A 23494-nucleotide genomic window follows, 5' to 3' on the forward strand; every position below is an offset into this window, starting at 1 on the left:
GAGTCGGACAAGGGCTGGGCGTTGTGTCCGGCTCCGCCGCTCTTAGGCGTCGAGCTTGGTCAGGGGCGCGTAGCGCAGCAAGAGCCGTTTCTCGCCGACGTCGAATTTCACCTTTGCCACGGTCTTGTCCCCGGCGCCTTCGAGGGCAAGCACCGTTCCGTTGCCGAAACTCGTGTGGTTGACCTTGTCCCCCACACTGACCGCGACGATCTCTTTTTGCGGCTGCACGCGGTTGCGGGCGATCACAGCGGGGACATCGGCGTTGAAGCCGGCCGAGGGGTCGGCGGCAGCACCGCGGGAGGTCCCGGCGCCCCAGAAGGATCCGCTGTAGCGGCCCGAACTGATGGATCCGCCGCCCCAGTTGGACTGCCTGCTGGTTCCTTCACGCTTCCATTCCAGGAGATCAGCCGGGATCTCCTCCAGGAACTGGCTGGCAGGGTTGTACTGGCTCTGCCCCCACATGTTGCGGACCTCGGAACGGGTCACGTAGAGCCGCTTCCGGGCGCGGGTGAGCCCTACGTAGGCGAGGCGGCGTTCTTCCGCCAGTTCCTTCGGATCGGTTGCTGAACGCTGGTGCGGGAACAGGCCATGTTCCATGCCGGTCAGGAACACCACCGGGAATTCGAGCCCCTTGGCGGTGTGCAGGGTCATGAGGGTGACCACACCCAGCCGTTTTGCCTCCGCGACGGCGGCATCAATGTCCGCGCCGGGGGCGTCCGGGATCTGGTCGGCATCCGCCACCAGGGACACCTGCTCCAGGAACGCTTCCAGTGACCCTTCCGGGTTCTCCTGTTCGTATTCACGGACGACGGCGACGAGTTCGGCGAGGTTTTCCACCCGGGACTCGTCCTGCGGATCCGTGCTGGAGCGCAGCGCGGCGAGATAGCCGGTCTGCTCCAGGACGGCTTCCAGTGCTGCCGCCGCGCCCGAGCCGGCGGCCACTTCTGCCAGGTCATCCAGCAACTTCACGAACCCGAGCACGGCATTCACGGACCGGGTTGCCATACCCGGAGCCTGCTCCGCCCGGCGTGCGGCCGCCATAAACGAGGTCCGTTCGCGCTGGGCAAGCGCGGCCACGGCGCCCTCGGCGCGGTCACCGATGCCGCGCTTTGGTTCGTTGAGCACCCGCCGCAGGTTGACGTCGTCGTCCGGATTAACCAGCACACGCAGGTAGGCGAGGGCGTCCTTGATCTCCTTGCGCTCGTAAAAGCGCGTGCCGCCCACCACCTTGTAGGGAAGGCCGACCCGGACCAGCACGTCTTCGATGGAGCGCGACTGGGCGTTGGTCCGGTAGAAGATGGCGACGTCCCCGGGACGTAGGTTCTCCTCGTCCTGGAGCCGGTCGATTTCCTTGGCGATGAACTGGGCTTCGTCGTGCTCGTTCTCGCCCACGTAGCCGATGATCTTGTGACCTTCGCCCTCGGCGGTCCACAGACGCTTTTCCGGACGGTTCGGGTTCCGCGAGATCACCGAATTGGCCGCGCTGAGGATGTTCTGCGTGGAGCGGTAGTTCTGCTCCAGCTTGATGGTCCGCGCCTGGGGGTAGTCCTTCTCGAACTCCACGATGTTGCGGATGTCGGCACCGCGGAAGGCGTAGATGGACTGGTCCGAATCTCCCACCACGGTCAGCTCGGAAGCCCCTGGGCCCTCCCCCACAATTTCGCGGACCAGGGCGTACTGGGCGTGGTTGGTGTCCTGGTATTCGTCCACCAGCACGTGCCGGAACCGCCGGCGGTAAGACTCGGCGAGGGCCGGGAAGGCACGGAACATGTAGACGGTTTCGGCGATGAGGTCGTCGAAGTCCATCGCATTCGCCTGCCGCAGCCGCTGCGTGTAGCCCTTGAAGACATCAGCTACAGCCTGCTCGAAAGGATCGTTGTAGTTCGCGGCTGAGGCGTAGGAATCGGCATCGATGAGCTCGTTCTTCAGGGCCGAGATCTTGTGCTGAATGGCTTTGGGCGCGAACTTCTTGGGGTCCAGGTCAAGTGTTTTGGAGACCTGGGTGACCAGGCGCAGGGAGTCGGCGGAGTCGTAGATGGAGAAGTTCGATTTCAGCCCCACGTTGGCTGCCTCCTGCCGGAGGATGCGGACGCAGGATGAGTGGAAGGTGGAGATCCACATGATCTTGGCGCGTCCGCCCACCAGTTTTTCGATGCGTTCCCGCATTTCCGCGGCGGCCTTGTTCGTGAAGGTAATCGCCAGGATTTCCCCATGGTGGGCCCGTCCTGTGGCGATCAGGTAGGCAATCCTGTTACTGAGCACGCGGGTCTTTCCCGAACCGGCACCGGCCACGATGAGCAGGGCGCCGCCTGCATGTTTGACGGCTTCCTCCTGCTCGGGATTGAGCCCCTCCAGCAGCTTGGCCGGGTCCATGCCGTGGCTTCGATGGGCCTTCGCTTCAGGCACGCCAGCGCGGACGCTTCCGCCCGTCCCCGGAGCCGCAGCTGCGCCCTCGGAAGGCGATTTGGTGCGGGCAGCGGCGGTGGGAGCGGCTTTGAAGGGTCCGTCAGAGTACGGGTCAAACAACATATCCATGGTGCCTACAAGTCTAGGCGGTGGGGCAGACACCTAGCTCCAGCCTGTGGATGACGGGACGTTATCCACATACGGCTGATGTGATGATCCTCTATGCCACCGAGCCGGACTCGAGGGCGGCACGCAACTCACGAACCGCCGTCGTTCCCCCGGCCATGAACCATTCGAGGCCGTTTACGTGAACGGTGTCCACTGCTCCGCCGGCAGCCCGGACGATCGCTTTGCCCGGCAGCCAGTCCCACTCAGGGCAGCTGTGCTGGAACCAGCATCCAAGCTGCCCGTCAGCCACCCTGCCCAGGTCGCAGGAACCGGAGCCCAGCATGCGCAGTGCGGCGGCGGATGTAGCGGCGGCGTGCCACGGCATCGCGCACAGGGGATCCATCAGCCAGCTGGGGTGGATGTAGGTGGCGGCGCCAAGTTCGGCAACGGCTGTACTGTTGCGCGCGCCCCGGTCCTGGTGGAACACCGTGAGGGGTTCACCATTCAGCGTTGCCGGGTGGGCCTTGCCCCCGAGCCAAAGCTTGTCCTCCTCCGGCTGGAAGATGGCTCCGAGCATCACATCGGAGGAATCCTTCAGGGCAATCGCGGAGCACCAGTAGGTTGAGCCATGCAGGAAGTTGTAGGTGCCATCCACCGGGTCAATCACCCAGGTCCGGCCACTTGTCCCCTGGACCGAAGCGCCCTCCTCCCCCAGGATGCCGTCCTCCGGCCGGCACCGCCGCAGCTGCCCAAGCACGTAGGCCTCGGCGGCATGGTCGGCAGCTGTCACCACATCGGAAACCGACGTTTTCTGTTCGGATTGCAGGCCCGCCATCCGCATCAGCAATGCAAGCTGCCCTGCTTCGCGGACCAAAGCCGCCGCCAGCTCGTAGTCGTCCAGGGAGGGGTCAAGTTCAACAGCGCTGTGCCGGCCAATGGTCATGGCTTCAGTTTATGGGGCGGGATAATGGTGCCATGGCCAAAACCCCTGCCCAGCGGATCAAGAAGCACGGCTCCAAGGCGGCGGTGCCGCAGCACCACCTTCCGCCGGTGGTGAACCCCAGCACGAACCGCACGCCGCAGAAGGCCGAGAACAACAGCAACCTGATCCTGATCGCCGGAGTGGTGGCCAGCCTGTTCCTGTTCTGGTACCTGCACCTGCTCACACTGGACCAGCTGCGGCAGCTCACCACGGGCGGCCTGGCCATGCCGGACTCCCTCATCGGCGGGTTCGATGCCAACTACATCGGCCAGCTGCACACCGCCATGGATGACGACGGCCGCGGCCAGCTCAACTACGTCCACAAAACCGCCGGCACCCTGTTTCCGCTGATCTTCGGGTTCACCTGGCTGCTGCTGATCGGGACAAGTGTTGCCAGGAAGGCACTGCGCTGGGCGCTGTGGGCCCTTCCGCTGCTTTTTGTTGTGGTCCGGCTCTGGGCCAACGTGGCCGTCGACGGCGTGCTGGCGTCAGCAACCCCTGACGCCGGCCAGGTGGCACTCGCGTCCGGCCTTACCGTAGCCGGCTGGGTCCTGCTGGTCCTGAGCCTGCTCGCCGGCGCCGCCGCTGTGCTCCTGCGGAAAAGGCCGCAGCGGCAAGTGGCCTGATAGAACTCCCCATTCCGGTTCCTAAGAGGGCCCGGATAGGGTATTGGCTACGGGCGCTGGATGCCTGTTGCGGACACTTCATTGGGGGATCCTTGGGGGAATCACAGATGGACGTTGCCCTCAACGTCTTTAAAATCACCGGCGTAGCCTGGGCCTTGACAGTCCATAAGGCGGCCGAGGCACTCGCGCACGGGTCGGAGGCGGACCTGTCCGCCTATCTTGACTCCATCGACGCCCAGGCGTTCGTTGCGCTGGATTCGGAAGCACTGGAGATGGCCGAGGCCGAACTCCGCCAGACGGGAATAGTTGACGGGGACGGTGCCATCAGCCGGCATTGGGTGTTGGCAGTCTGGATTTCGGCATTCGGTCCCCTACGGGCGGCAGCCGTGGTCCAAACACATGAGACGTCCGTTCACACCGAGCTCGCCTTGTCAGGCGGCCGGGGCGTCGGACTCACTTACTTGCGGCGTATCCGGCATGGCGGCAGTGGCATAAACGTGACTGCGACCAGCAACGCCGTCGAAATAGCCTTCTTCGCTGAGGAAAATGCCTGGGCCGCGCTCAGGCGCCACCTCCCGGACCTCGCGGAAGTCCCCGAGGCCGCAGGACTGGCCAGTCCGCCGGCCGCCGGGCTCAGTGAAATAGTCGCCCGTGCGAGGTACACGATTCATCTCGACGTGTCGGCCCACCCAAGTGGTTCCCGCCCAAGTGGACCCGGGGCAGCCCCGGTCCAGGCCCCGGACTATCTAAGCCGGGATGTTTGGGCACTGGCGGAGCGCCTCTATTCAGTCAACGCCAGTCCATCCGGTGAGGGCTTCGCCCTGACTCCCGTTGCGTCCGATGCCATCGGCCACGGGTTGGCCTGGCGCCTGCTGGGCGCCAGGGAATACCTGGCAAGCGTGGCGGGACAGGTGGCCTGATAATGACCCTCTACGGGATGGACGTCGAGAGCGGGCGGCGCCTCAGCGAAGAGCTGGCACGCGCCAGCGACCGGCTGGTTGCCCTGGGCCGGAACCTCACACCCCTAATCCAGGGCTCGCACTGGAAGGGTGCTGACGCGCAGAAGTTCAGTGCCGAATGGACCGGCCACAGGGCAATGCTGCTAGGCACAGCTGATGCGCTCGCTGCCGCCTCGGATACCGTCAAGCGCAACGTCCAGGAGCAGATTGCGGCCAGCACCGAGGGGCCGGCTGGAACGTCTGCTCCGCAGGCCCCGTCATTTCCCGACTCGCTGCTTGACTCCATTGCCGGCACCGCGGGCGACCTGTGGGACACCGCCGGAAAAGTAACTACTACTGTCCAGGACGCAGTCGGTACCGCATGGAACTTTGTCCAGGACTCAGCTCCGCTTCCCATCCGCAACCTGATGGACGCCCAAGGAAATGTCCTGGACCAAACCGGCAATGTGACGGACATGGGCTGGCGGTGGCTGACATCCGGCGAGCCGCCATCGATAACAGAGCTCTTCTCTAACGGCGTGTTGCTGGCGGTCGCCGTAGACAACCTGCGGGCAACCACCTACAATCTGGGCTTGTCCAACCCCCACTTGCTGGATGACGGCCGGCCGGTGGCCGGGGAGCCTATTCCTGTTGGCGTTGGAGATCCCACGAAGGTGGATACCAACGGCAGGGGCAATACGCCTGTCCCGTCCAGCATCAGCGCTGTACTGGCCACAACCAACATGGCCTACGGGGACCAGGGAAAGCCCGGTACGGAGGACACGGGTGTCCGCATCAACAGGATCGAGAAGCCGGGTGAGCCGCCGGCCTACATCATCAACATTCCCGGCACCACGCGGTGGATGCCTGACGGCGCGGCAAATCCCACCGACCTTACTGGAAACCTCCAGTTGGCCGGCGGCAACCTGTCCACCGCGGCGGAGGCGGTCCGGCTCGCCATGGAGCAGGCCGGCATTCCGGAAGGTGCACCGGTGATGCTGTCTGGGCACTCCCAAGGCGGAATGATTGCTACGGCACTTGCATCCGATGCGGGGTTTACTGACCGCTTCAATGTCACCAACGTGGTCACGTTCGGTTCACCCGTGGATTCCACGCAGATCCCGTCGTCCATCGATGTTTTGGCACTTCAGCACGCCGGAGATCCGGTACCGAAGGTGGACTTGGCCGACGCCACGGCATGGCCGGGCGGGATGGTTTCCGCTACCCGCGACAATGGGGCCACCATCGTGGAACTGCCAAACCCCGGCGGAGATCCCGGGATTGCCGGCATCAACTACCACGACGGCTCCGCCTATGTGGAGTCAGTCCGGAACCACGAAGCCGGCGGCCCGATTGCCCAGTACAGCCAGCAGCAATCGACCCAGCGATTCCTGACCTCGGATGCCAGCCAAGTAACCTCGACAGTGTCCAACATTTCCCGAAAGCAGTGATGATGCGCCGATTTAGAACCGTTTCCGGGATGCTCGCGCCGGCGCTGGCATTCCTTGCTCTCACTGGGTGCGGCCCCGGCCCCGCATCATCGGCTGAAAGCCTGAAAGCTTCCATCGAGGACGCCGCCATGTCAGTTCAGGGAATTGCATCGGCGCAGGTCCACGTGAACATGAACACGTCCGGAAACTTCATCACCGCGAAGCTCGTGGGAACCGGCAACGACGAGGCAACGCTCACCCGGGCCCTGGAAGGAGCCCTCCCTGCAATGCTCGAGAAAACCGAAAACCTTCAGTCCGGGACCTTCTCCACCACCATCTTTTCACCCGATGATGCCGTATCGGTGGGAGCGGATGCCCTTGGCTATACAGGCGGCACCGGTTTAACGGACTTCAGGGAATTCTTCCTTAACCGGCCCTGATCCCTGTGCGGCTGCGGCCCGGACCAGCTTCCGGTGCCGGTGGACGCGCTGGGCGATGACCAGTCCGGCCGCGGCCATCCCCACGGTGACCGGGTAGCCCATGAGCCGTTCCAGCGTGCCGGGTTCCGGCACAGCCATCCGGGTCAGTCCGCCGGTGACCAGGGCAGCGAGCGAAACAGCACCGCAGGCCAGGATGAACCACGCCATGGCGGTTTTCCGCAGCCAGAGGAATCCCAGCACCAGCAGGGCGGCCGCCCCGGAAATGAAGTACATCACGGCACCCGTGTAGTGCCACCCGGAGCCCGCATCCTCCGGCACCAGTCCCACAATCACCGTCCCGGCCCCGGCCGTTCCGGTCAGCAGCCGCACCCAGACAGCCGCGAGCCAGGGCCGCCGCCGCTGTACACGCGCCCCGGCCAAGGCGGCCACGCACAGCAGTCCCGAGCTCAGCAGCAGCGCACCGAGCAGCATCCCGAGTCCCTGAACCACAAAGGAGGCGTTCATCAGCCAGTTCAACGGAGAACACACCGAGCGCCCGTCAAAGACACCACAGCGGAGGGCTCCGAGGTCGCTGATGTAGCCCGTGCGCAGGTCGTAGGGCTGGAGACCTGCCCAGGCCAGGATCACCGCAGCCTCCGCCGCGAAATACTGCAGCACGCTGAGCACTGACCAGGCTCCGATGTACTGCCGGGTGGAGGTGGTGTCCGGAATAACGGCAGCGGCTGACGATGTGGACGGCGCTGAACTCATGCATTGAGCGTAGTACGGCTCCACACCTTGTATGCTTGTATCCGTGTCCGACGCGGACCGGCTCTGCCGATCCAATGGATGCCCGCCCTCGTAGCTCAGTGGATAGAGCACGGCTCTCCTAAAGCCGGTGTCGTTGGTTCGATTCCAATCGAGGGCACTTGGACTTTCCTCCCCCGGAGTTCGACCTCCGCGCCTACCTGCTGGGCCCCGCCGCGGCCATTGGGGACACTGCTCCGGGAACCGGACTGTGGACCGTCCAGCGGGACCTGCTGGACCGGGCCCAGGGCACTGCCGGAACCTTCTCCGGCGTCGTCCATTTTGCTTCCAGGGACGACGGCGGCCTGGACCTCCGCGAGGAAGGCACCATGCACTGGCCGACTTTCACCGGCCCCGCCACCCGCGAATATGTCCTGGCAACCACCCCGCGCGCAGACACCATGGATGTCTTCTTCCCGGACGGCCGCCCCTTCCACAGCATGAGCTTCACTCCCCGCGAAAATTTGGACCAGCACTGGTGCGATCCGGACACCTACCGCGTCACCTACAACTACCAGGGTCCAGACAGCTTCAGCTACAGCTGGGACGTCGCCGGGCCACGGAAGGATCTCCTGCTGACGTCACGGCTGGTCCGGCTGCAGAAAGAGGAAGCATGAAAAACCGCATCGTCGTCTCGGCAGTCTGCGTCTTTGACAACACCGGCCGGCTCCTGACCGTCAGGAAGCGCGGCACTGCCATGTTTATGCATCCGGGAGGTAAGCCCGAAGCGGGCGAAAGCGCCGTCCAGGCCGCTGCCCGTGAGCTCGCCGAAGAGGTGGGCATTGTCCTGGACCCGGGCGAACTGCAGCTGATGGGCGTCTGGATCGCCGATGCCGCCAACGAAGCCTCCACGGATATCGAGGCAACGGTGTTTATGGCACCGGGGACGTGGGAGGCGCATCCTTCCGCCGAAATTGCGGAGATCCGGTGGCTTGACCTGGCAGCTCTGGGGAACGGATCCGACCCGCCCGCGGACCTTGCCCCGCTGCTGACGGACCACATCCTGCCGGAGCTCGCCCGCCAGGCCTGAACCGCCGGGCCTGGAGCCGTCAGTCCGGCAGCCGCAGGACATCTAGAACTCCGGGACCGCTTCCTGTGCCACTGCGGTGGCTTCCGCGAATTGCGTCCTGTACAGCTCGGCATACCGGCCTTCGGCGGCCAGCAGTTCGGTGTGCGTGCCGCGCTCCACAATCCGGCCGTCCTCCACCACCAGGATTGCGTCCGCGGCGCGGATGGTGGAAAGCCGGTGGGCGATCACGACGGCGGTGCGCCCCTCGAGTGCAGCGCCCAGGGCAGCCTGGACGGCGGCTTCGTTGGTGGAGTCCAGCGCCGCCGTCGCCTCGTCGAGGATGACAACGCGGGGCTGGGAGATGAGGAGCCGGGCGATGGTCAGCCGCTGGCGTTCCCCGCCGGAAAGCCGGTAGCCGCGTTCACCCACCACCGTGTCCAGCCCGTCAGGCAGTGACCGGATCATTGTTTCGAGCCGGGCTTGGCGGACGGCCTCCCACATGTCTTCCTCGGTGGCGTCCGGCTTGGCGAGCCGGAGGTTGGAGGCGATGGTTTCGTGGAAAAGGTGGCCGTCCTGCGTCACCATGCCCAAAGTGTCCCGGAGGGAATCGAAGGTGGCGTCGCGGACATCGAGTCCGGTTCCCGGGACGGTGCCGCCGAGGCGTACGGCGCCGGAATCGACGTCGTACAGCCGGGCAAGCAACTGCGCGACGGTCGACTTTCCTGCGCCGGAGGATCCCACCAGCGCCACGGTCTGCCCGGGCTCAACCCGGAAGCTGATGCCGTGCAGCACCTCCTCGCCCCCGCGGGTGTCCAGCGTGGACACCTCCTCCAGCGAGGCAAGCGACACCTTGTCCGCTGAAGGGTAGGCGAAGCGGACGTCGTCGAACTCCACGGAAACCGGGCCCGACGGAACCGCCACGGCGTCCGGCTTCTGCTGGATCAGCGGCTTCAGGTCCAGGATTTCAAACACGCGCTCGAAGCTGACCAGCGCGCTCATGATCTCCACCCGGGCGTTGGACAGTGCAGTGAGCGGGGCGTAGAGCCGGGTAAGCAGCAGTGCCAGCACCACAACGTCGCCGGCTGCCAGCTGGCCGGTGATGGCGAGCCAGCCGCCCAGCCCGTATACGAGGGCCAGCGCGAGCGCGGAAACCAGTGTCAGGGCGGTCACGAAGGTGAACTGCAGCATGGCTGTGCGGACGCCGATGTCGCGGACGCGGCCGGCGCGGACGGCGAATTCGCGGGATTCCTCATCCGGCCGGCCGAAGAGCTTAACCAAGGTGGCCCCCGGGGCGGAGAAGCGCTCGGTCATCTGAGTGCCCATGGCGGCGTTGTGTTCGGCAGCTTCGCGGCGCAGGTCCGCAAGCCTTGAACCCATCCGCCGGGCGGGAATGAGGAACACGGGCAGCAGGATCATGGCCAGGACGGTCACCTGCCAGGATGTCCCCAGCATCACCACGAGCGTGAGGATCAGTGCCACCACGTTGCTGACAACTCCGGACAGGGTGCCGGCGAAAGCGGACTGGGCGCCGATGACGTCGTTGTTGAGCCTGCTGACCAGGGCGCCGGTACGGGTGCGGGTGAAGAAGGCGATGGGCATCTTCTGCACATGGTCGAAGACCCGGGTGCGCAAGTCCACGATCACGCCTTCGCCAATGGTGGAGGAGAGCCAGCGGCTCACCAGTCCCAGGCCCGCTTCGGCTACTGCCACGACGGCGATCAGCACCGCGAGGCGGACCACCTCCTCCGTGGCGGCCTTTGCGACGATCGCGTCCACCACTTGCCCTGCCAGGACCGGGGTTGCCACAGCCAGGAATGCCATCACAACGGACAACGCCACGAACGCCACGAGTTTGCCCTGATGCGGGCGGGCGAAGCCAAGGACGCGCTTCAGCGTGGCCTTGGAAAAGGGTTGGGAACCGCTTTTGGCCCGGGTGATCTTGTACAGCGAGCTCCAGGCCACCCCTTCCATGCTCATTGCTGCTGCTCCTCTACCGTTCCGTTCTCCACATTCCAACGTACATCCAGCCGGACGTTTTCCAGCAGCCGCCGGTCGTGCGTCACCAGCAGCAGGGCGCCGTCGTAGCTTTCGAGGGCCTCCTCCAGCTGCTCGATGGCCGGCAGGTCGAGGTGGTTGGTGGGCTCGTCCAGGACCAGGAGGTTCACGCCGCGCGCCTGCAGCAGGGCCAAGGCGGCCCTGGTGCGTTCCCCCGGAGACAGCGAATCGATGGTCCGGGCGGTGTGGTCCGCTTTGAGGCCAAACTTTGCCAGCAGCGTCCGGACCTCCGCGGGGGTCAGGTCCACCAGGACCGCTTCGACGGCGTCAGCCAGCGCAAGGTGGCCGGCCAGCAGTCCGCGGGCCTGGTCGATCTCCCCGATGGCCACCGAAGCACCCATGGCCGCGCTGCCGGACTCCGGGAGGATGTCGCCCAGCAGAAGGCGGAGCAGTGTGGACTTGCCGGCGCCGTTGGGGCCTGTGATACCGATCCGCTCCCCCGCGTTGAGCTGGAGATTGACGGGCCCCAGGGTGAAGGTGCCCTGCCGCACCACGGCGTCGCGGAGGGTGGCCACTACTGAGCTGGAGCGGGGCGCCTGGCCGATGGAGAACTGAAGCTGCCATTCCTTGCGCGGCTCTTCGACGACATCCAGCCGGGCAATCCGCGATTCCATCTGCCGCACTTTCTGGGCCTGCTTTTCCGAAGACTCGGTGCTCGCGGCGCGGCGGATTTTGTCGTTGTCGGGACTCTTCTTCATGGCGTTACGCACGCCCTGGGAGCTCCATTCGCGCTGGGTCCGGGCACGGGACACCAGATCCGCCTTCGTGGCAGCAAAATCCTCGTATTTCTCACGTGCGTGCCGCCGCGCAACGGCGCGTTCTTCGAGGAAGGCATCGTAGCCGCCGTCGTAAACTGCCACCGAATTCTGCGCCAGATCAAGCTCCACCACGGTAGTGACGCAGCGGGCCAGGAACTCCCGGTCGTGGCTGACCAGCACAACACCGCCGCGCAGGCCGCGGACAAAATCCTCCAGCTTCGCCAGGCCGGCCAGGTCCAGGTCATTAGTGGGTTCATCGAGGAGCACCACATCGAACCGGCTGAGCAGCAAGGCCGCGAGCGCCACCCGGGCTGCCTGCCCGCCGGACAGGCCGGTCATCACGGCATCGGCACCTGTGTCGAGGCCCAGTTCGGCCAGGACGGCAGGGATACGCTCATCAAGATCCGCGGCGCCTGAGGCCATCCAGCGGTCGAAGGCCCGGGAATAGGCGTCATCGGCACCGGGCGCGCCGGAACCAAGGGCTTCGGCGGTGGACTCCATCTCCTCTGTCGCAACCGCACAACCGGTCCGCCGGACAATGTATCCGGCCACGGTTTCACCAGGAATGCGCTCGTGTTCCTGGGGCAGCCAGCCCACGAATGCGTCTGCCGGGGCAAGGCTGACCGTTCCATCCTGCGGCTGGTCAACGCCCGCCAGGAGCCGCAGCAGGGTGGACTTGCCGGCACCGTTGGCACCCACCACGCCCACCACGTCGCCCGGGGCGACAGTCAGGGAGAGCCTGGAGAAAAGCTGCCGGTGGTCATGGCCGCCGGAAACATCCTTGGCAACAAGGGTCGCAGTCATGATCCATCCTTTCGCCGGCGCATCCGCAGCCGGTCTTCCCCGTTGCAGTGCGCAAGTGGCTTGCAGATCCGCAGGAGGAAGGGCGCCAGAGCCGGCGGACATAAAAGAACCCGCTGGTCCGGACTTGGGGGGTGTACGGACCAACGGGCTCGACCATCAAGCATAGTCGAAACCGGGGCGCGGGTAAAACTGGCGGCAAATCGCCAGCTAAAATCGACACACCACCCGTTCTGCAGAGAGCCCCTTATGACCCTCCCCGCCAAGGCGTTCCAGCGCTGGCTGCAAGGCGTTGCGCCGGAGGCCAGCACGGCCGACGTCTGCAGGATCTCCGGGATCAAGCGGACAACACTCGCCCAGCAGCTGGTGCGCGGGAAAGTATCAGTCTCCACCGTTGTCAGCATCAGCCGCGCCTACGGCATCAACCCGGTTGCTGCCCTGGCCGATTTCGACGCTTACCGGGAGCTCGCAGATCCCCAGCCTGGTCCCACGCGCTGTGAACTGGTGAGCCAGATTTCCACTGCGGACCTGCTGCACGCCATGCTGGCGCGTCCCGCGATGGACCCGGGACGAAAAGCCGGCCCCGAGCCGCCCGCTCTTTCGCCGGCGCCGCACCCCACCTCGGTGAAGAACTGGGTTGATGCAATTGACGACGGCGAGGTGCGGCACCGGGTGTCTGCCGCCACGGGCATCGCCCCGCAAAACTATTCAGCGCAGCTGACTGCCAACCGCCTTACGGCCGAGCTGGCCGTGGCCACGGCACGGGCTGCCGGCGTTGGCCTGGCCAACGGCCTGGTGGCCACCGGACTGGTCACCGAGGAAGAGGCCGGCTGGACGCCCGGCGCACGCCGGGCCGCATTGGACAGCCTGTCCGACGGCGACCTTGCCGTTCTCGCCGGTGACAGGCTGCAGGCATTGGGCAAGGTGTTGCGACGCCAGGAGCAGGACCAGGCGCAAACGGAAAAGATCTGGGAGAACCTGGGATGATCGAAATACTTCAATGGTCAACGTTGGCCACGTGCGGCCTCATCGCGGCAGCCCGCGTGCCCAGCGCCATCCGCGGCGAGAACAGGTCCCTCTTCTACATTTTTGCGTTGATGACCGCCGCCATCCTGTTGAGCATCGAGGCGCCGTACGTCGCCGTGGACACCGCACTGGGTGGCATCAACCTTGCCAACCTGCTGTTGCGCTTCATCATTTTCGCTGCCATCTACTTCGTGGGCATCCGGGTGACCCGCGGTTTCGGCGCCGACCATGCTTACCGGCTCATCACCGGCAAAACAGGGAAGACCGTCCTGCTGGTGATTTCCCTGGTGCTGATCGGGGTGTTCTTCCTGATGGATACTGCGGGATCGTCCGCAGGTTTGAGTGCGGTGGCGGGAAAGGACCCGTGGCATGCCGCCCTGGTGGAGTACTACGGGGCTGCCGGCCGCGCCTATCCCTCCTATGTGTCCCTGGTGCTGTTGCCGGCAATGGTCCGCGCCGTGGGCAGCAGGTTGCCGGTGCTGGTGCGGCTTGCCGCCGGGCTCCTGGCAGTAGGTGGGGTAGCCATAGCGCTGACCCTGCTGTTTCCAGTGGTGCCACCGGAGCTGGGCGCGATTGAGTTCATCGTCAACTACACGGCAGTGCTCTGCTTTGTGGTTGGCCTGGCGCTGATCTGGGCTGCACGGGTGAGGAACAAGAGGGCCGCAGGCGCCAGAAGGACATCTACCGAAAAGTAACCTTACTGGCTTTCACATATTCATTAGAATGTGGAATAATCATGGATGTGTGAAGGTGGGGGTTGCGGGGCGTTTACGAACGGGGATAATTTCTTGAACGTGGCAGCTCCCGGGGGCCTTTGCACGCTTTGGGGGGATGAGTGGTGGCGGCCGTTGGGGACCGCCCCCACTCAGCCATTTAAGGCCCCTTTTCACCTTCATCCGAAGCTTTTCCGCCTCTGGAGTCCGTCTCCCCGCAAGCCGGAAGCTTCGGCCTAACTCCCGGCCGCAGCGCGGACAAACCGCAGCGTCACCAGCTGGAACGGGCGCAGGAGCAGCTCGGCACCGCCGGACCCGGCCTCCACCCCTGCGGACTCGATGGGCCGCTCCAGCAGGTCTACTGAAGCGACGTGGTGGAACGGGAAATTGGCGGTGATACTGCCGGCCGAACGCTGGCCCAATGACTCGTACAACCTGACGATCACGTCTCCGGAGCCATCCTCGGCAAGCTTCACCGCTTCGATGACAGCGGCCGGGTTGGACACGGCAAACAGTGGCTCTGCTGGTGAACCGCCCCTGACCAGGCGGGGCGCCAGATTGGTCCGGTAACCCTCTTGGACCGCATCGGCGATATCGGCTCCCGGGCGGATGGTCATCGTCAGTTCGTGGTGCCCGCGGTCCGATTCCGGGTCAGGGAACTTCGGGGCACGCAACAGTGACAAACGCACTGTGGTGGTGGTGCCGCCGTCGGCCTCCCTGATGCTCCTGGTGACATCGTGCCCGTACGTGGACGAGTTGGACACGGCGACGCCGTAACCTGGTTCGGCCACGTGGATCCAGCGGTGCGCACAGATTTCGAACTTCGCTGCTTCCCAGGATGTGTTGGTATGGGTGGCGCGGAAGACGTGCCCGAACTGCGTCTCCGCAGCGGACCGGTCAGCCCGCACATCGAGGGCAAAGCCGAGCTTCAGCAGCTTTTCGCGCTCCTGCCAGTCCACAGAGGTGGTGATGGACAGTGATGGGCTTCCGGCGGCAAGGCTGATCCGCTGGGTGATGGCCGAGGATCCTGACAGCCGCTCCACCACCACGGCGACTTCGTCCCCGTCCTCATGCAGCCGGACACACTCCGCGCTTGTCAACGGCGTGACGTTCCGCCGGTAGAACTCGTCGATGTCCCAGGCATCCCACTCGTTGGGCGTGTCCCGGTGCAGCTCAAGCAGGTTGCCGCGCTCCCCCGGGGCAATCGCTTCGCGGCCGCTCGCATAGTCCCTCAGGGAGCTGATCAGGCCGTCGGCATCCACCACAGCACGGATGATGCCGTTGTCCAGGACGTAGCCGCCCTTCTGTGCGGCGGCCCGGACCGGCAGCGCCGGCATGGTCGGTTCCCCCGCTCCGAGCGCCTCGACTCCCGCCCGCGGGTGCGGCGCGGCATTGAGCAGGAAGGTCCGCTCCCCACTGCCAAGCACGGCCGCGGCCGCCTCGGCGATGAGGGCTTCGAGGGCAGCCTCAATGGCCTGGTAATTGCGTTCGGCATCCTGGTGCACCCAGGCGATGGAACTGCCCGGCAGGATGTCATGGAACTGCTGCATCAGCACCAGCCGCCACAACCGCTTGAGTTCGGCCGCTGGATAAACGAACGAGTCCGTCCGGACAGCGGCAGTGGCACACCACAATTCCGCTTCGCGGAGGAGGTGCTCGCTGCGCCGGTTGCCCTTCTTGGTCCGCGCCTGGCTGGTGTACGTGCCGCGGTGCAGTTCGAGGTACATCTCACCCACCCAGACCGGCAGGGACGGATATTCTGCCTGGGCCTGCTCAAAGAAGCTTTTGGCCGATCCGATCCGCACCTTAGGCGAGCCCTCCAGGTCTGCAGTCCTGGCAGCGGCGGCAAGCATTTCCCTGGTAGGCCCGCCACCGCCGTCGCCATAGCCGAACGGCACCAGCGACACAGTGCCGCGGCCGTGGTCACGGAAGTTGCGCTCTGCGTGGGCCAGCTCGCGTCCGCTGAGCTGGGAATTGTAGGTGTCCACGGGCGGGAAGTGCGTAAAGAGCCTGGTGCCGTCGATGCCCTCCCAGTTGAAAGTGTGGTGCGGCATCCTGTTGGTCTGGTTCCAGGAGATCTTTTGCGTGAGGAACCACCTGCTGCCGGCAGCTTTCACGATCTGCGGCAGGGCAGCGGAGTACCCGAAGGAGTCCGGCAGCCAGGCTTCCTGGCAGTCCACTCCGAATTCGGCCAGGAAGAAGCTCTTGCCCTCAACAAACTGCCGGGCCATGGCTTCCCCACCGGGCATATTCGTATCGGATTCCACCCACATCCCGCCGACGGGAACAAACTGGCCTGCCCGCACCTTTTCCCGGATCCGGCCGAAAAGTTCGGGGTAGTACTCCTTGATCCAGACGAGCTGCTGTGCCGAGGAGCACGAGAAGACGAAATCCGGATATTCATCCATCAGGGCCACCACGTTGGAGAACGTCCTGGCACACTTGCGGATGGTCTCCCGGACCGGCCACAGCCAGGCGGAGTCGATATGGGCGTGACCGGTGGCCACGAGCTGGTGTGCCGACGCATAGGCTGGCCGGGCCAGGACTTCGGCGAGCGCTTCGCGTCCGGCTGCTGCCGTTCCTGCGACGTCGTCAGGGTCCATCGCATCCATCATGCGCTCGAGGGCGCGGAGGATCTCATGCCGCCGCGGCTGCTCCCACGGCAGTTCCGCCATCAGCCCGGACAGCGTCCAGATGTCCTGCTGGAGCTCCCACACTGTCTGGTTCAGTTCCGCAATGGCAATGGTTCCCAGGCGGTACTGCGGGGCCGTTCCCGCCGTGGACTTGTCCCCATACGGTGTGGCCGCGAAGGTCCAGCCCTGGGCGACGTCGGGGTTGGCAGCTGCCTCCACGTAAAAGTCCACCGCCATGCCGCCGCCAAGCAGCTTCAGCGGGATGTACTGGTTGCGGGGCGAGAGCGCTTTGATAATGGTGCCGTCGGCCCGCCAGGCTATCCCTTCGCACTGGAAACCCGGGACTTCAGTGGTGAAGCCCAGGTCCACCACCACTTCAACCGTGGTGTCCGGCCCGGCACCCCAGAATTCCGGCACCTCGCCTTGAAGGCGGAGCCATTTGGTGCCCCACGGCTTCCCCCATGGGGCACCGTGGTCCTGCGGGTGGAAGTCCTGCCGCATGGCTTCGAGGGCCGGGACCGGCTCGTCGGGAACATCCCAGCTGCTCAAGGCCAGAGGCAGGCTCCGGCTGTAGACGGCTGGGACGATGCGTTCGCGGACGAACCTTTCGAGGCGGACTTCCGTGATCCGGCGGTCGTCATGCAATGTTGGCCCTCTTCAGCGCTGGAAATGTGGACCAGGTGTCCATTCGGTGGATTAACTACCCACTGGTAGCTTACTAGCCATCGACTATCCGGGGAACAATTCCGCAGCGGTTTGTGGACAGATTCGCAGGACGGGCCGCTGCATCAGGGAAGTGCGCCGGCGGGAACCTGTACAGCCGGCCTGATGATGCGCTGGTCCCCGGTGTAGATATTCAGGCTGGTTCCCCGGCTGAAACCGGCCAGGGTCATGCCGCTGGCTTCCGCGAGTTCCACGGCAAGGCTGGACGGCGCGCTGACGGCTGCCAGCACGGGGATTCCTGCCAGCGCCGCTTTCTGCACCAGCTCGAAGGAGGCCCGGCCGGACACCTGGAGAACGGTCCCGCGCAGCGGGAGCAGTCCTTCACGCAGAGCCCAGCCCACGACCTTGTCCACGGCGTTATGGCGCCCTACATCCTCGCGGAGGCACATAAGCTCCGCACCGCCGTCGTCCGTGATCTTGAACAGACCGGCAGCGTGTACTCCCCCGGTGTCCTCAAAAACCCGCTGGGATTTCCGCAGCAGCCCCGGCAGCGATGCCAGGAGGCCGGCGTCGAGGTTCAGGGAATCCTCATCCAGGCTGTAGCGCGATGACTTCCGCACGGACTCCACTGAATCGGTCCCGCAAATGCCGCAGGAACTGGACGTGTAGATGTGGCGCCCGATGGAGGGAATGGTGACGTCCGGCCGCAGTTGTACCTCCACCACGTTGAAGGTCTGCACGCCGTTCTCGTCTTCGCCGGCGCAGAAACGCAGAGATACAAGCTGCTCGGCGCTCCAGATGATGCCCTCCGACACCAGGAAACCGGCCACGAGGTCAAAATCGTCACCCGGGGTACGCATGGTCACCGAGAAGGACAGCTGGCCTAGCCGGATCTCCAGCGGCTCCTCCACCGCGAGGACATCCTCGCGGTGCCGTACCGGAAATTCGAGAGCCTTCGGAGAGCCATCGAGGACATATTTGTGCACCTTGCGGCGCTGGGTCACTCGGCCCATGGCCACCCCTGTGTGTTCATAGGTCCATCATGACAACTGCCGGTGCGGGATGCCAGCGCGCTGGCCCCGGCGACGGTCAGCCAAGCAGCGCGCTCCAGTCCACGGGACCACTGGCTGCCGGCTTGGCAGGGGTCCGTCCGGGCCGCGCAGCGTTCCGGGGCTTCGCCTTCGAACCTGGCTCTGGAAGGGCCGGAATGGGCGGTCCCCAGGGCAGCGCGAAGGCGGGCACCAGTTCACCGAGCTGGACACCGTGCGGCGGCACCACCAGCACACCATCTGCCGAAGCCAGGCCCCGCATCATGCCGGGGCCAGTATGCTGCGCCGGCGACGCCATTCCGTACAGCAGGCGGAACGGCATCAGGCGGGTACGCCCCGGGTCCGGTTCGATGATGCTTCCACAGGGTACCTCCTGGGTGTCCGGCAGTTTGCCGTGGCCCAGTGCGGCGAGCAGCGGCGCCCCCACGGTGGACAGCGCCATCATCGCGGCAAGGGGATTCCCCGGCAGGCCCAGCACAAAGCGCCCGTCCGGCAGTTCCGCGAGGACGGCCGGATGCCCAGGCCGCATGGCTATGCCATCGATGATGAGCCGTCCGCCCAGTTCAGCAACCGCCTGGCGGAGATGGTCCGTGCCTGACCGTCCGGTCCCTCCCGTGGTGATGACGACGTCGGCCGGCAGGTCCGGTGCGCCCGGCGCCTCCGGGACCACATCTTCGAGTGCTGCCAGCCACTCGGCGTACGAGTCGCCGATCCGCTGCTGTTCGCCCGCGATCCCGCCGAGCATGTTCACGACGGCCGGCAGTTGCGGACCGAAGGTGTCCCGCACCTTGCCGGGAACCGGGACGCCCTTTCCGATCACTTCGGAGCCCGTCAGCAGCAGGCGCACCATGGGCTTGCCCTGGACAGGCAATTCGTCATATCCGGCCAAGGCAGCCAGGGCCAGATGAGCGGGGTTGAGCTGCACGCCAGCCTTCACCAGCACGTCCCCCGCCAGCGCTTCTTCCCCGGCTTTCCGGATGTGCTGGCCGGTGCGCGGCTCACCGGGCCTGGCGCTGCCGCCGGTCAGCAGGACCGGCAGTCCGTCCTCATCTTGGCCCAGCAGTGCACTCTCGCTGCGAAGTATTGCTTTCCCGCCCGGGGGAATGAGACCGCCGGTCACAATGGGACTTGCCTGGTGCGGCGCAAGGCGCGTGCCCGAGTCCACCAGGATCCACGGCCCCGTCCCGTTGACCGCCCAGCCGTCCATGGCCGACGACGCGTAGTGCGGCATGTCCTGCAGTGCCACGATATCCCGGTCCAACGTGCGGCCCAGGGCCAGGTGCAACGGCACCGGTCCGGCTGGAATTGGGGTTGCCGCCTCGAAGGCAGCCTGCCGCGCCTCCTCCCAGGTATGGGCCAGGTGCCGCGTCTCCTCCGGCTGGTTTGTTGAACTCCGTTCTTCCCCGGGTTCTTCAGTCATTCGCCGGAAGCCCCGGCGGCTTCAGCGTCGTAATCGGCAGCCAGTGAACGTGCCACAGCCAAGGCGTCCTCCATGGACGAAGCCTCGGTGCTTTGCCCGGAGCCCGAGGCAAGGCCGGCGGCGTAGCCGGCAATGAAGGTGGTCAGGGGTGCCGCCGGCCGCACAACAGAGTGCGCAGCAACGCCCGCGAGGGCAAGGATGGCGTTAACGTCCACCTGGACGTCCTCAAGCTCATAGGCCTGGAGGAGGGACCTGCACCATTCCTCCAGTGTTTCATCCTGGCTTTTCACTCTTTGCCTCCCAATTCAACTGCTGCCGCGCCGGTCCTGGCGCACGTCCGGCTGCCCGGCGTCAACTCCTAATGCGGCGGCATCATCCCAGGTATCCACATCATCTGTGGTGCCGGCGGGGACGGTGACAAGCTGCACGTCCAGACTAGCAAGGAGGGACCGCATGGAACCGTTGATTAAGCCGTCCCGCGAAGACAGCGCCTGAACTGCCCTTTTTAACCCGCTTGTGCCGTAAAAACCCAGCAGCATTTGGGCGGTTCCGTCTTCAGAACACGCCATCACTCCGTCCCCGGCGCCAGCCTGGGAAGCAAGGCATTGCGCCAAGGTTTCCACGGCGCCCGCGGCCCTGGGCATATCGCAGGCCAGCACCAGGGTGAAGTCGCGTCCGCCGCCTGCACGGCCCAGCGCTTCCAGCCCGGCGGCGACCGCCGCAGCCGGTCCTGCGAACTCCGGCTGCTCGCGGCAGGCGAGGACCCCCGCAGGCAACGGACCGGAATCCGGGCCCACCACGACGATGAGGGACGCCGCGGAACAGGCCGCAAGCGAATGTTGCAGCAGGGTGGCGCCTTCAAAGACGAGTCCCTGCTTGGGTACCCCGCCCAGGCGGGAGGAACGGCCGCCCGCAAGGATCAGGGCGTCGAAGTCCAGCCTGTCTGATTCCACTCCACCAGCTTAATCCGGAACTGGCCCCGGCCGGGCCGGTGAGGCACCGTCAGGCAGCGCGCTCCGGCAGCAGGAACGGATCCCAGGCAGGAGTGGGCTTCTCCAGTTCCTTGATCTGCCAAATGGTGCCGTGTGGAGGCTCGGGCACGAACCGCAGCTTCCAGCCCATCTCCGCCGGAGTGTGATCGCCTTTAACGTTGTTGCACCGCAGGCATGCCGCCACGAGGTTCTCCCACGAATCCGCACCGCCGCGGGACTTGGGCTGGACATGGTCGATGGTGTGCGCAGCTTTTCCGCAGTAGGCGCATTTGTGCCCGTCGCGCCGGAGCACTCCGCGTCTGCTCACCGCCGTGGACTGGTTGTATCTGGGGCGGATGTAGCGGTTCAGGAGGATCACGGACGGGCGGCCCAGGATCTCCTGGGGACCCACCACAGGATCGTCCCCTTCAGCCACAACGCTCGCCTTGTTCGTCAGCACAAGCACCAGCGCCCGGCGGAAAGAAATAACCGCCAGCGGTTCATATCCAGCATTCAGAACGAGAGTGCGCATGCACGTACCTCTTCACGGCCGCACCCGTCAGGGGCACGAGGGCCGGCTGCCCTCGGCATGTCCGGGCTATGGATCGACACCACAAGAGTAAACAAAGAAGTGTGCTATCGGCTAATTCCGAGGAAGGGACAGGCCGTGTTCGTTCGCGACGGCAGCCGCGACCCGACTGCTTAAACGAACACAGCCCCTGCCTTGCGGCTGGGGCTGTGTTCGTTGCTGATGCGTCCGACTAAACGGACAGCGATGTCAGAAATATCAGTTGACGCGGATGAAGACGGGGCCGGAGCCAACGTTTGCGCTGAAAACAACAGTCTGGTTGCCGTTGTAGCCGCCGTGTACCGCCTGGCCGTTACCGGCGTAGACAGCGATGTGGGCCATGCCGGCGCCGCCATCGGCGTAGTAGATCAGGTCGCCCGGCTGCGCTTCAGCAGCGCTCACGGTACGTCCCAGGGAGAGGTAGCCGGCGGGCCAGTCGTGGAAGTTGATTCCGACGGCGGCCAGGGAGTTGGTGACCAGCATGGTGCAGTCCTGCATCACGCCGAGCTGGGCGTAGGCGGCGGAAAGGATGGCTGCACCCTTGCCGGACGCGGAAGCCTGGGCTGCGGGAGCGGCAGGAGCAGCGGCGGAAGCAACCTTGGCGGTGACCTTGGGAGCAGCAACGGGCTGGGCGGCAGGAGCGGGAGCGGCTTCCTGGACCTCAACCTCGGGTTCCGGAGCTTCCACCACGGGAGCCGGAGTGGTGGTCACTGCGGGCTTCTCGAAGGAAATGGCGATGGTGGACTCAGCCGAAATCGGAGCCTCAACCGTCGATTCAACTTCCAGGGTGGAAGCCGGAGCGGAGTCACGCTGGACGTTGGTGTCTGCGGCGTTGGCTGCCAGGCCGCTGGTCAGGACCAGGCCGGAAGCGGCAGCGATCACTGCTGCCTGGCGGCCGACGCCGCCTGCGTTGTCGCCGACAGCCTTGGCAATGATGGCGAGCGAGTTGGTTTTAGTGACCTCGGCGCGATGCCGTGCGGTTGCACGAGTAGTCATCAGTTCTCTCTTTCGTATTCCCCCGTCACCTTGTAGGCAGACAGGGGGTTTGGACGTGCCGGCATCTTGGGGGTACGCCGGCACGTCCCGAACGGGGATGTGTGATTTAGCGAAAAAGCTTGGGGGCAAAGAAAAGCCCTTGGACCCGGAGGTCGAAGAACTAGTTCATTGTGAAGAACGCGGAGGAGCCGGTGGCGGCTACCGCGTGCAGCAGCGTTCCCTGGGAGGGGTTCAGCGCGCTGATCATCATGCCGTTGCCAACGTAGATGCCAACGTGGGCGCCACCGTTCTGCATAACGAGGTCACCGGGCTGCGGAGTGGAGGTCGGCTTCATGGCCGTCCACGCGTTGGTGCGGGGGATGCTGATGCCGGCCTGGGCATAGACCCATTGCGTGAAGCCCGAGCAGTCCCAGCCCGTGACGGGGCTGGTGCCGCCCCATACGTACGAGTGGCCGATTCCGGTGTAGGCGATTGCGGCGATGCCCGAGGTGGAAGCAGAGGAGACAGTCTCGGCCAGCTTCTCCGTAGCGGAGGCAGCAGTACCGGTGGCAGCGTTTCCAGTAGCGGAGGCGGTGGACTGGGTGCGTACGGTCTGCACCTTGGGAGCGGCTGTGGTCTTGACCACCGGGCGCTCGAAGGACACGGTGGCCGTGGGGGCGGCAGTAACGGCAAGCGCGCTCTGGGCCGACCCGGACTCGGTGGAAGCGGAAACACCAGCGGTGTTGTCCGCGGCAGTGGCTGGCAGGCCCATGCTCAGGATCAGGCCGGAGGCAGCTGCGATGACTGCAGCCTGGCGACCAACTGTCCCGGCATTGGCACTAACGGCCTTGGACACAGTATCCAAGGGGTTGGTACGAACCGTTTGCGCACGGTGGCGCGCAGAATTATGGCGTGAAGACACGAAGGTAGCCTCTCCCAATGCCTGCGAGGTGAGCTGTCGGATTCGGATGGGAGTCACCCGGCCGCGCTGCTTCCTAGGAAGCTTTGCGACTTAACCCCAAGGCCCTTCCATGGAAAGGCCAAAATTGGTTCCCCCGCCCCTGCCAGACGATGTCATGCGAACGGACCTTGAGCGGTGGCAGAGCTAGGCAATCCGCACAAGAGCGTCAACTTCGG

General features: G+C 65.3%; 21 protein-coding genes, 1 tRNA gene and 1 riboswitch. Of the genes, 9 read left to right on the forward strand and 13 right to left on the reverse strand.

Translation table 11 applies throughout. The features are described from left to right. Positions 1-42: 42 nt before the first annotated feature. Positions 43-2535, reverse strand: coding sequence for a DNA helicase PcrA (gene pcrA, locus FNL14_RS10750; RefSeq protein WP_142059914.1), 2493 nt, complete (start codon positions 2533-2535; stop codon positions 43-45). A 91-nt stretch (positions 2536-2626) separates the two neighbouring features. Then, positions 2627-3457, reverse strand: a complete 831-nt coding sequence (locus FNL14_RS10755; protein ID WP_142059916.1) for an inositol monophosphatase family protein — start codon at positions 3455-3457, stop codon at positions 2627-2629. A 32-nt stretch (positions 3458-3489) separates the two neighbouring features. On the opposite strand from FNL14_RS10755, the gene FNL14_RS10760 reads away from it, so the two are divergent. The 4 genes from FNL14_RS10760 (at position 3490) to FNL14_RS10775 (ending at position 6930) form a co-directional block, all read left to right on the forward strand. Further along, positions 3490-4122 carry a hypothetical protein gene (locus tag FNL14_RS10760; RefSeq protein WP_142059918.1) on the forward strand — a complete coding sequence of 211 codons (633 nt, stop codon included), beginning with the start codon at positions 3490-3492 and terminating at the stop codon, positions 4120-4122. 107 nt (positions 4123-4229) lie between these two features. Beyond that, complete coding sequence (locus tag FNL14_RS10765) at positions 4230-5042, forward strand: hypothetical protein (RefSeq protein ID WP_142059920.1); 813 nt, start codon at positions 4230-4232, stop codon at positions 5040-5042. 2 nt (positions 5043-5044) lie between these two features. Beyond that, entirely contained in the window at positions 5045-6511 is a 1467-nt protein-coding gene (locus FNL14_RS10770; RefSeq protein ID WP_142059922.1) for a hypothetical protein, read from the forward strand. 128 nt (positions 6512-6639) lie between these two features. Beyond that, positions 6640-6930 carry a hypothetical protein gene (locus tag FNL14_RS10775; protein ID WP_255470787.1) on the forward strand — a complete coding sequence of 97 codons (291 nt, stop codon included), beginning with the start codon at positions 6640-6642 and terminating at the stop codon, positions 6928-6930. Here the strand turns inward: FNL14_RS10775 and FNL14_RS10780 are convergent. Then, positions 6892-7680 carry a DUF998 domain-containing protein gene (locus FNL14_RS10780; protein ID WP_142059924.1) on the reverse strand — a complete coding sequence of 263 codons (789 nt, stop codon included), beginning with the start codon at positions 7678-7680 and terminating at the stop codon, positions 6892-6894. The genes FNL14_RS10775 and FNL14_RS10780 overlap by 39 nt on opposite strands. Positions 7681-7764: 84 nt before the next feature. On the opposite strand from FNL14_RS10780, the gene FNL14_RS10785 reads away from it, so the two are divergent. The 3 genes from FNL14_RS10785 to FNL14_RS10795 all read left to right on the forward strand — a co-directional run bounded on the left by FNL14_RS10785 (position 7765) and on the right by FNL14_RS10795 (position 8746). Beyond that, positions 7765-7837 (forward strand) — tRNA-Arg (locus FNL14_RS10785). A 1-nt stretch (position 7838) separates the two neighbouring features. Further along, complete coding sequence (locus FNL14_RS10790; protein WP_181762601.1) at positions 7839-8333, forward strand: DUF6314 family protein; 495 nt, start codon at positions 7839-7841, stop codon at positions 8331-8333. Continuing rightward, a complete protein-coding gene (locus FNL14_RS10795; RefSeq protein WP_142059926.1) occupies positions 8330-8746 on the forward strand; it encodes an NUDIX domain-containing protein in 417 nt (138 codons plus the stop codon). Before FNL14_RS10790 ends, FNL14_RS10795 begins: the two co-directional genes overlap by 4 nt. A 42-nt stretch (positions 8747-8788) precedes the next feature. On the opposite strand, the gene FNL14_RS10800 is transcribed toward FNL14_RS10795, so the two are convergent. After that, positions 8789-10702 (reverse strand): ABC transporter ATP-binding protein, encoded by a 1914-nt coding sequence (locus FNL14_RS10800; protein WP_142059928.1) that lies wholly within the window; start codon positions 10700-10702, stop codon positions 8789-8791. Then, entirely contained in the window at positions 10699-12342 is a 1644-nt protein-coding gene (locus FNL14_RS10805) for an ABC-F family ATP-binding cassette domain-containing protein (protein ID WP_142059930.1), read from the reverse strand. The genes FNL14_RS10800 and FNL14_RS10805 overlap by 4 nt, the downstream gene beginning before the upstream one ends. 246 nt (positions 12343-12588) lie before the next feature. On the opposite strand from FNL14_RS10805, the gene FNL14_RS10810 reads away from it, so the two are divergent. Beyond that, a complete protein-coding gene (locus tag FNL14_RS10810; RefSeq protein WP_142059932.1) occupies positions 12589-13326 on the forward strand; it encodes a hypothetical protein in 738 nt (245 codons plus the stop codon). After that, positions 13323-14060, forward strand: coding sequence for a hypothetical protein (locus FNL14_RS10815; protein WP_142059933.1), 738 nt, complete (start codon positions 13323-13325; stop codon positions 14058-14060). The genes FNL14_RS10810 and FNL14_RS10815 overlap by 4 nt, the downstream gene beginning before the upstream one ends. A 254-nt stretch (positions 14061-14314) precedes the next feature. Here the strand turns inward: FNL14_RS10815 and FNL14_RS10820 are convergent, their stop codons facing one another. The 8 genes from FNL14_RS10820 to FNL14_RS10850 form a co-directional block, all read right to left on the reverse strand. Next, entirely contained in the window at positions 14315-17356 is a 3042-nt protein-coding gene (locus FNL14_RS10820; RefSeq protein WP_142059935.1) for a glycoside hydrolase family 38 C-terminal domain-containing protein, read from the reverse strand. A gap of 143 nt (positions 17357-17499) precedes the next feature. Beyond that, positions 17500-18387, reverse strand: coding sequence for a formate dehydrogenase accessory sulfurtransferase FdhD (gene fdhD / locus FNL14_RS10825; RefSeq protein WP_142059937.1), 888 nt, complete (start codon positions 18385-18387; stop codon positions 17500-17502). 76 nt (positions 18388-18463) lie between these two features. Beyond that, positions 18464-19843 (reverse strand): molybdopterin molybdotransferase MoeA, encoded by a 1380-nt coding sequence (locus FNL14_RS10830; RefSeq protein ID WP_142059939.1) that lies wholly within the window; start codon positions 19841-19843, stop codon positions 18464-18466. Next, positions 19840-20133: a DUF6457 domain-containing protein gene (locus FNL14_RS23610; protein WP_170850692.1), complete on the reverse strand. Its 294-nt coding sequence runs from the start codon at positions 20131-20133 to the stop codon at positions 19840-19842. Before FNL14_RS23610 ends, FNL14_RS10830 begins: the two co-directional genes overlap by 4 nt. Positions 20134-20148: 15 nt before the next feature. Next, on the reverse strand, positions 20149-20796 hold the full coding sequence (locus tag FNL14_RS10835) for a molybdenum cofactor guanylyltransferase (RefSeq protein WP_255470788.1): 648 nt from the start codon (positions 20794-20796) through the stop codon (positions 20149-20151). 49 nt (positions 20797-20845) lie between these two features. Then, entirely contained in the window at positions 20846-21346 is a 501-nt protein-coding gene (locus FNL14_RS10840) for an HNH endonuclease (RefSeq protein ID WP_091417229.1), read from the reverse strand. Between the two features lie 255 nt (positions 21347-21601). Beyond that, positions 21602-22378 (reverse strand): NlpC/P60 family protein, encoded by a 777-nt coding sequence (locus FNL14_RS10845; protein WP_142059941.1) that lies wholly within the window; start codon positions 22376-22378, stop codon positions 21602-21604. A 160-nt stretch (positions 22379-22538) separates the two neighbouring features. Beyond that, positions 22539-23213, reverse strand: coding sequence for a C40 family peptidase (locus FNL14_RS10850; RefSeq protein WP_091417226.1), 675 nt, complete (start codon positions 23211-23213; stop codon positions 22539-22541). Positions 23214-23283: 70 nt separating this feature from the next. Next, positions 23284-23444: riboswitch (cyclic di-AMP (ydaO/yuaA leader) on the reverse strand. Between the last annotated feature and the right edge of the window lie 50 nt (positions 23445-23494).

This window comes from Pseudarthrobacter sp. B4EP4b, from assembly GCF_006680095.1.
Taxonomy (GTDB): domain Bacteria; phylum Actinomycetota; class Actinomycetes; order Actinomycetales; family Micrococcaceae; genus Arthrobacter.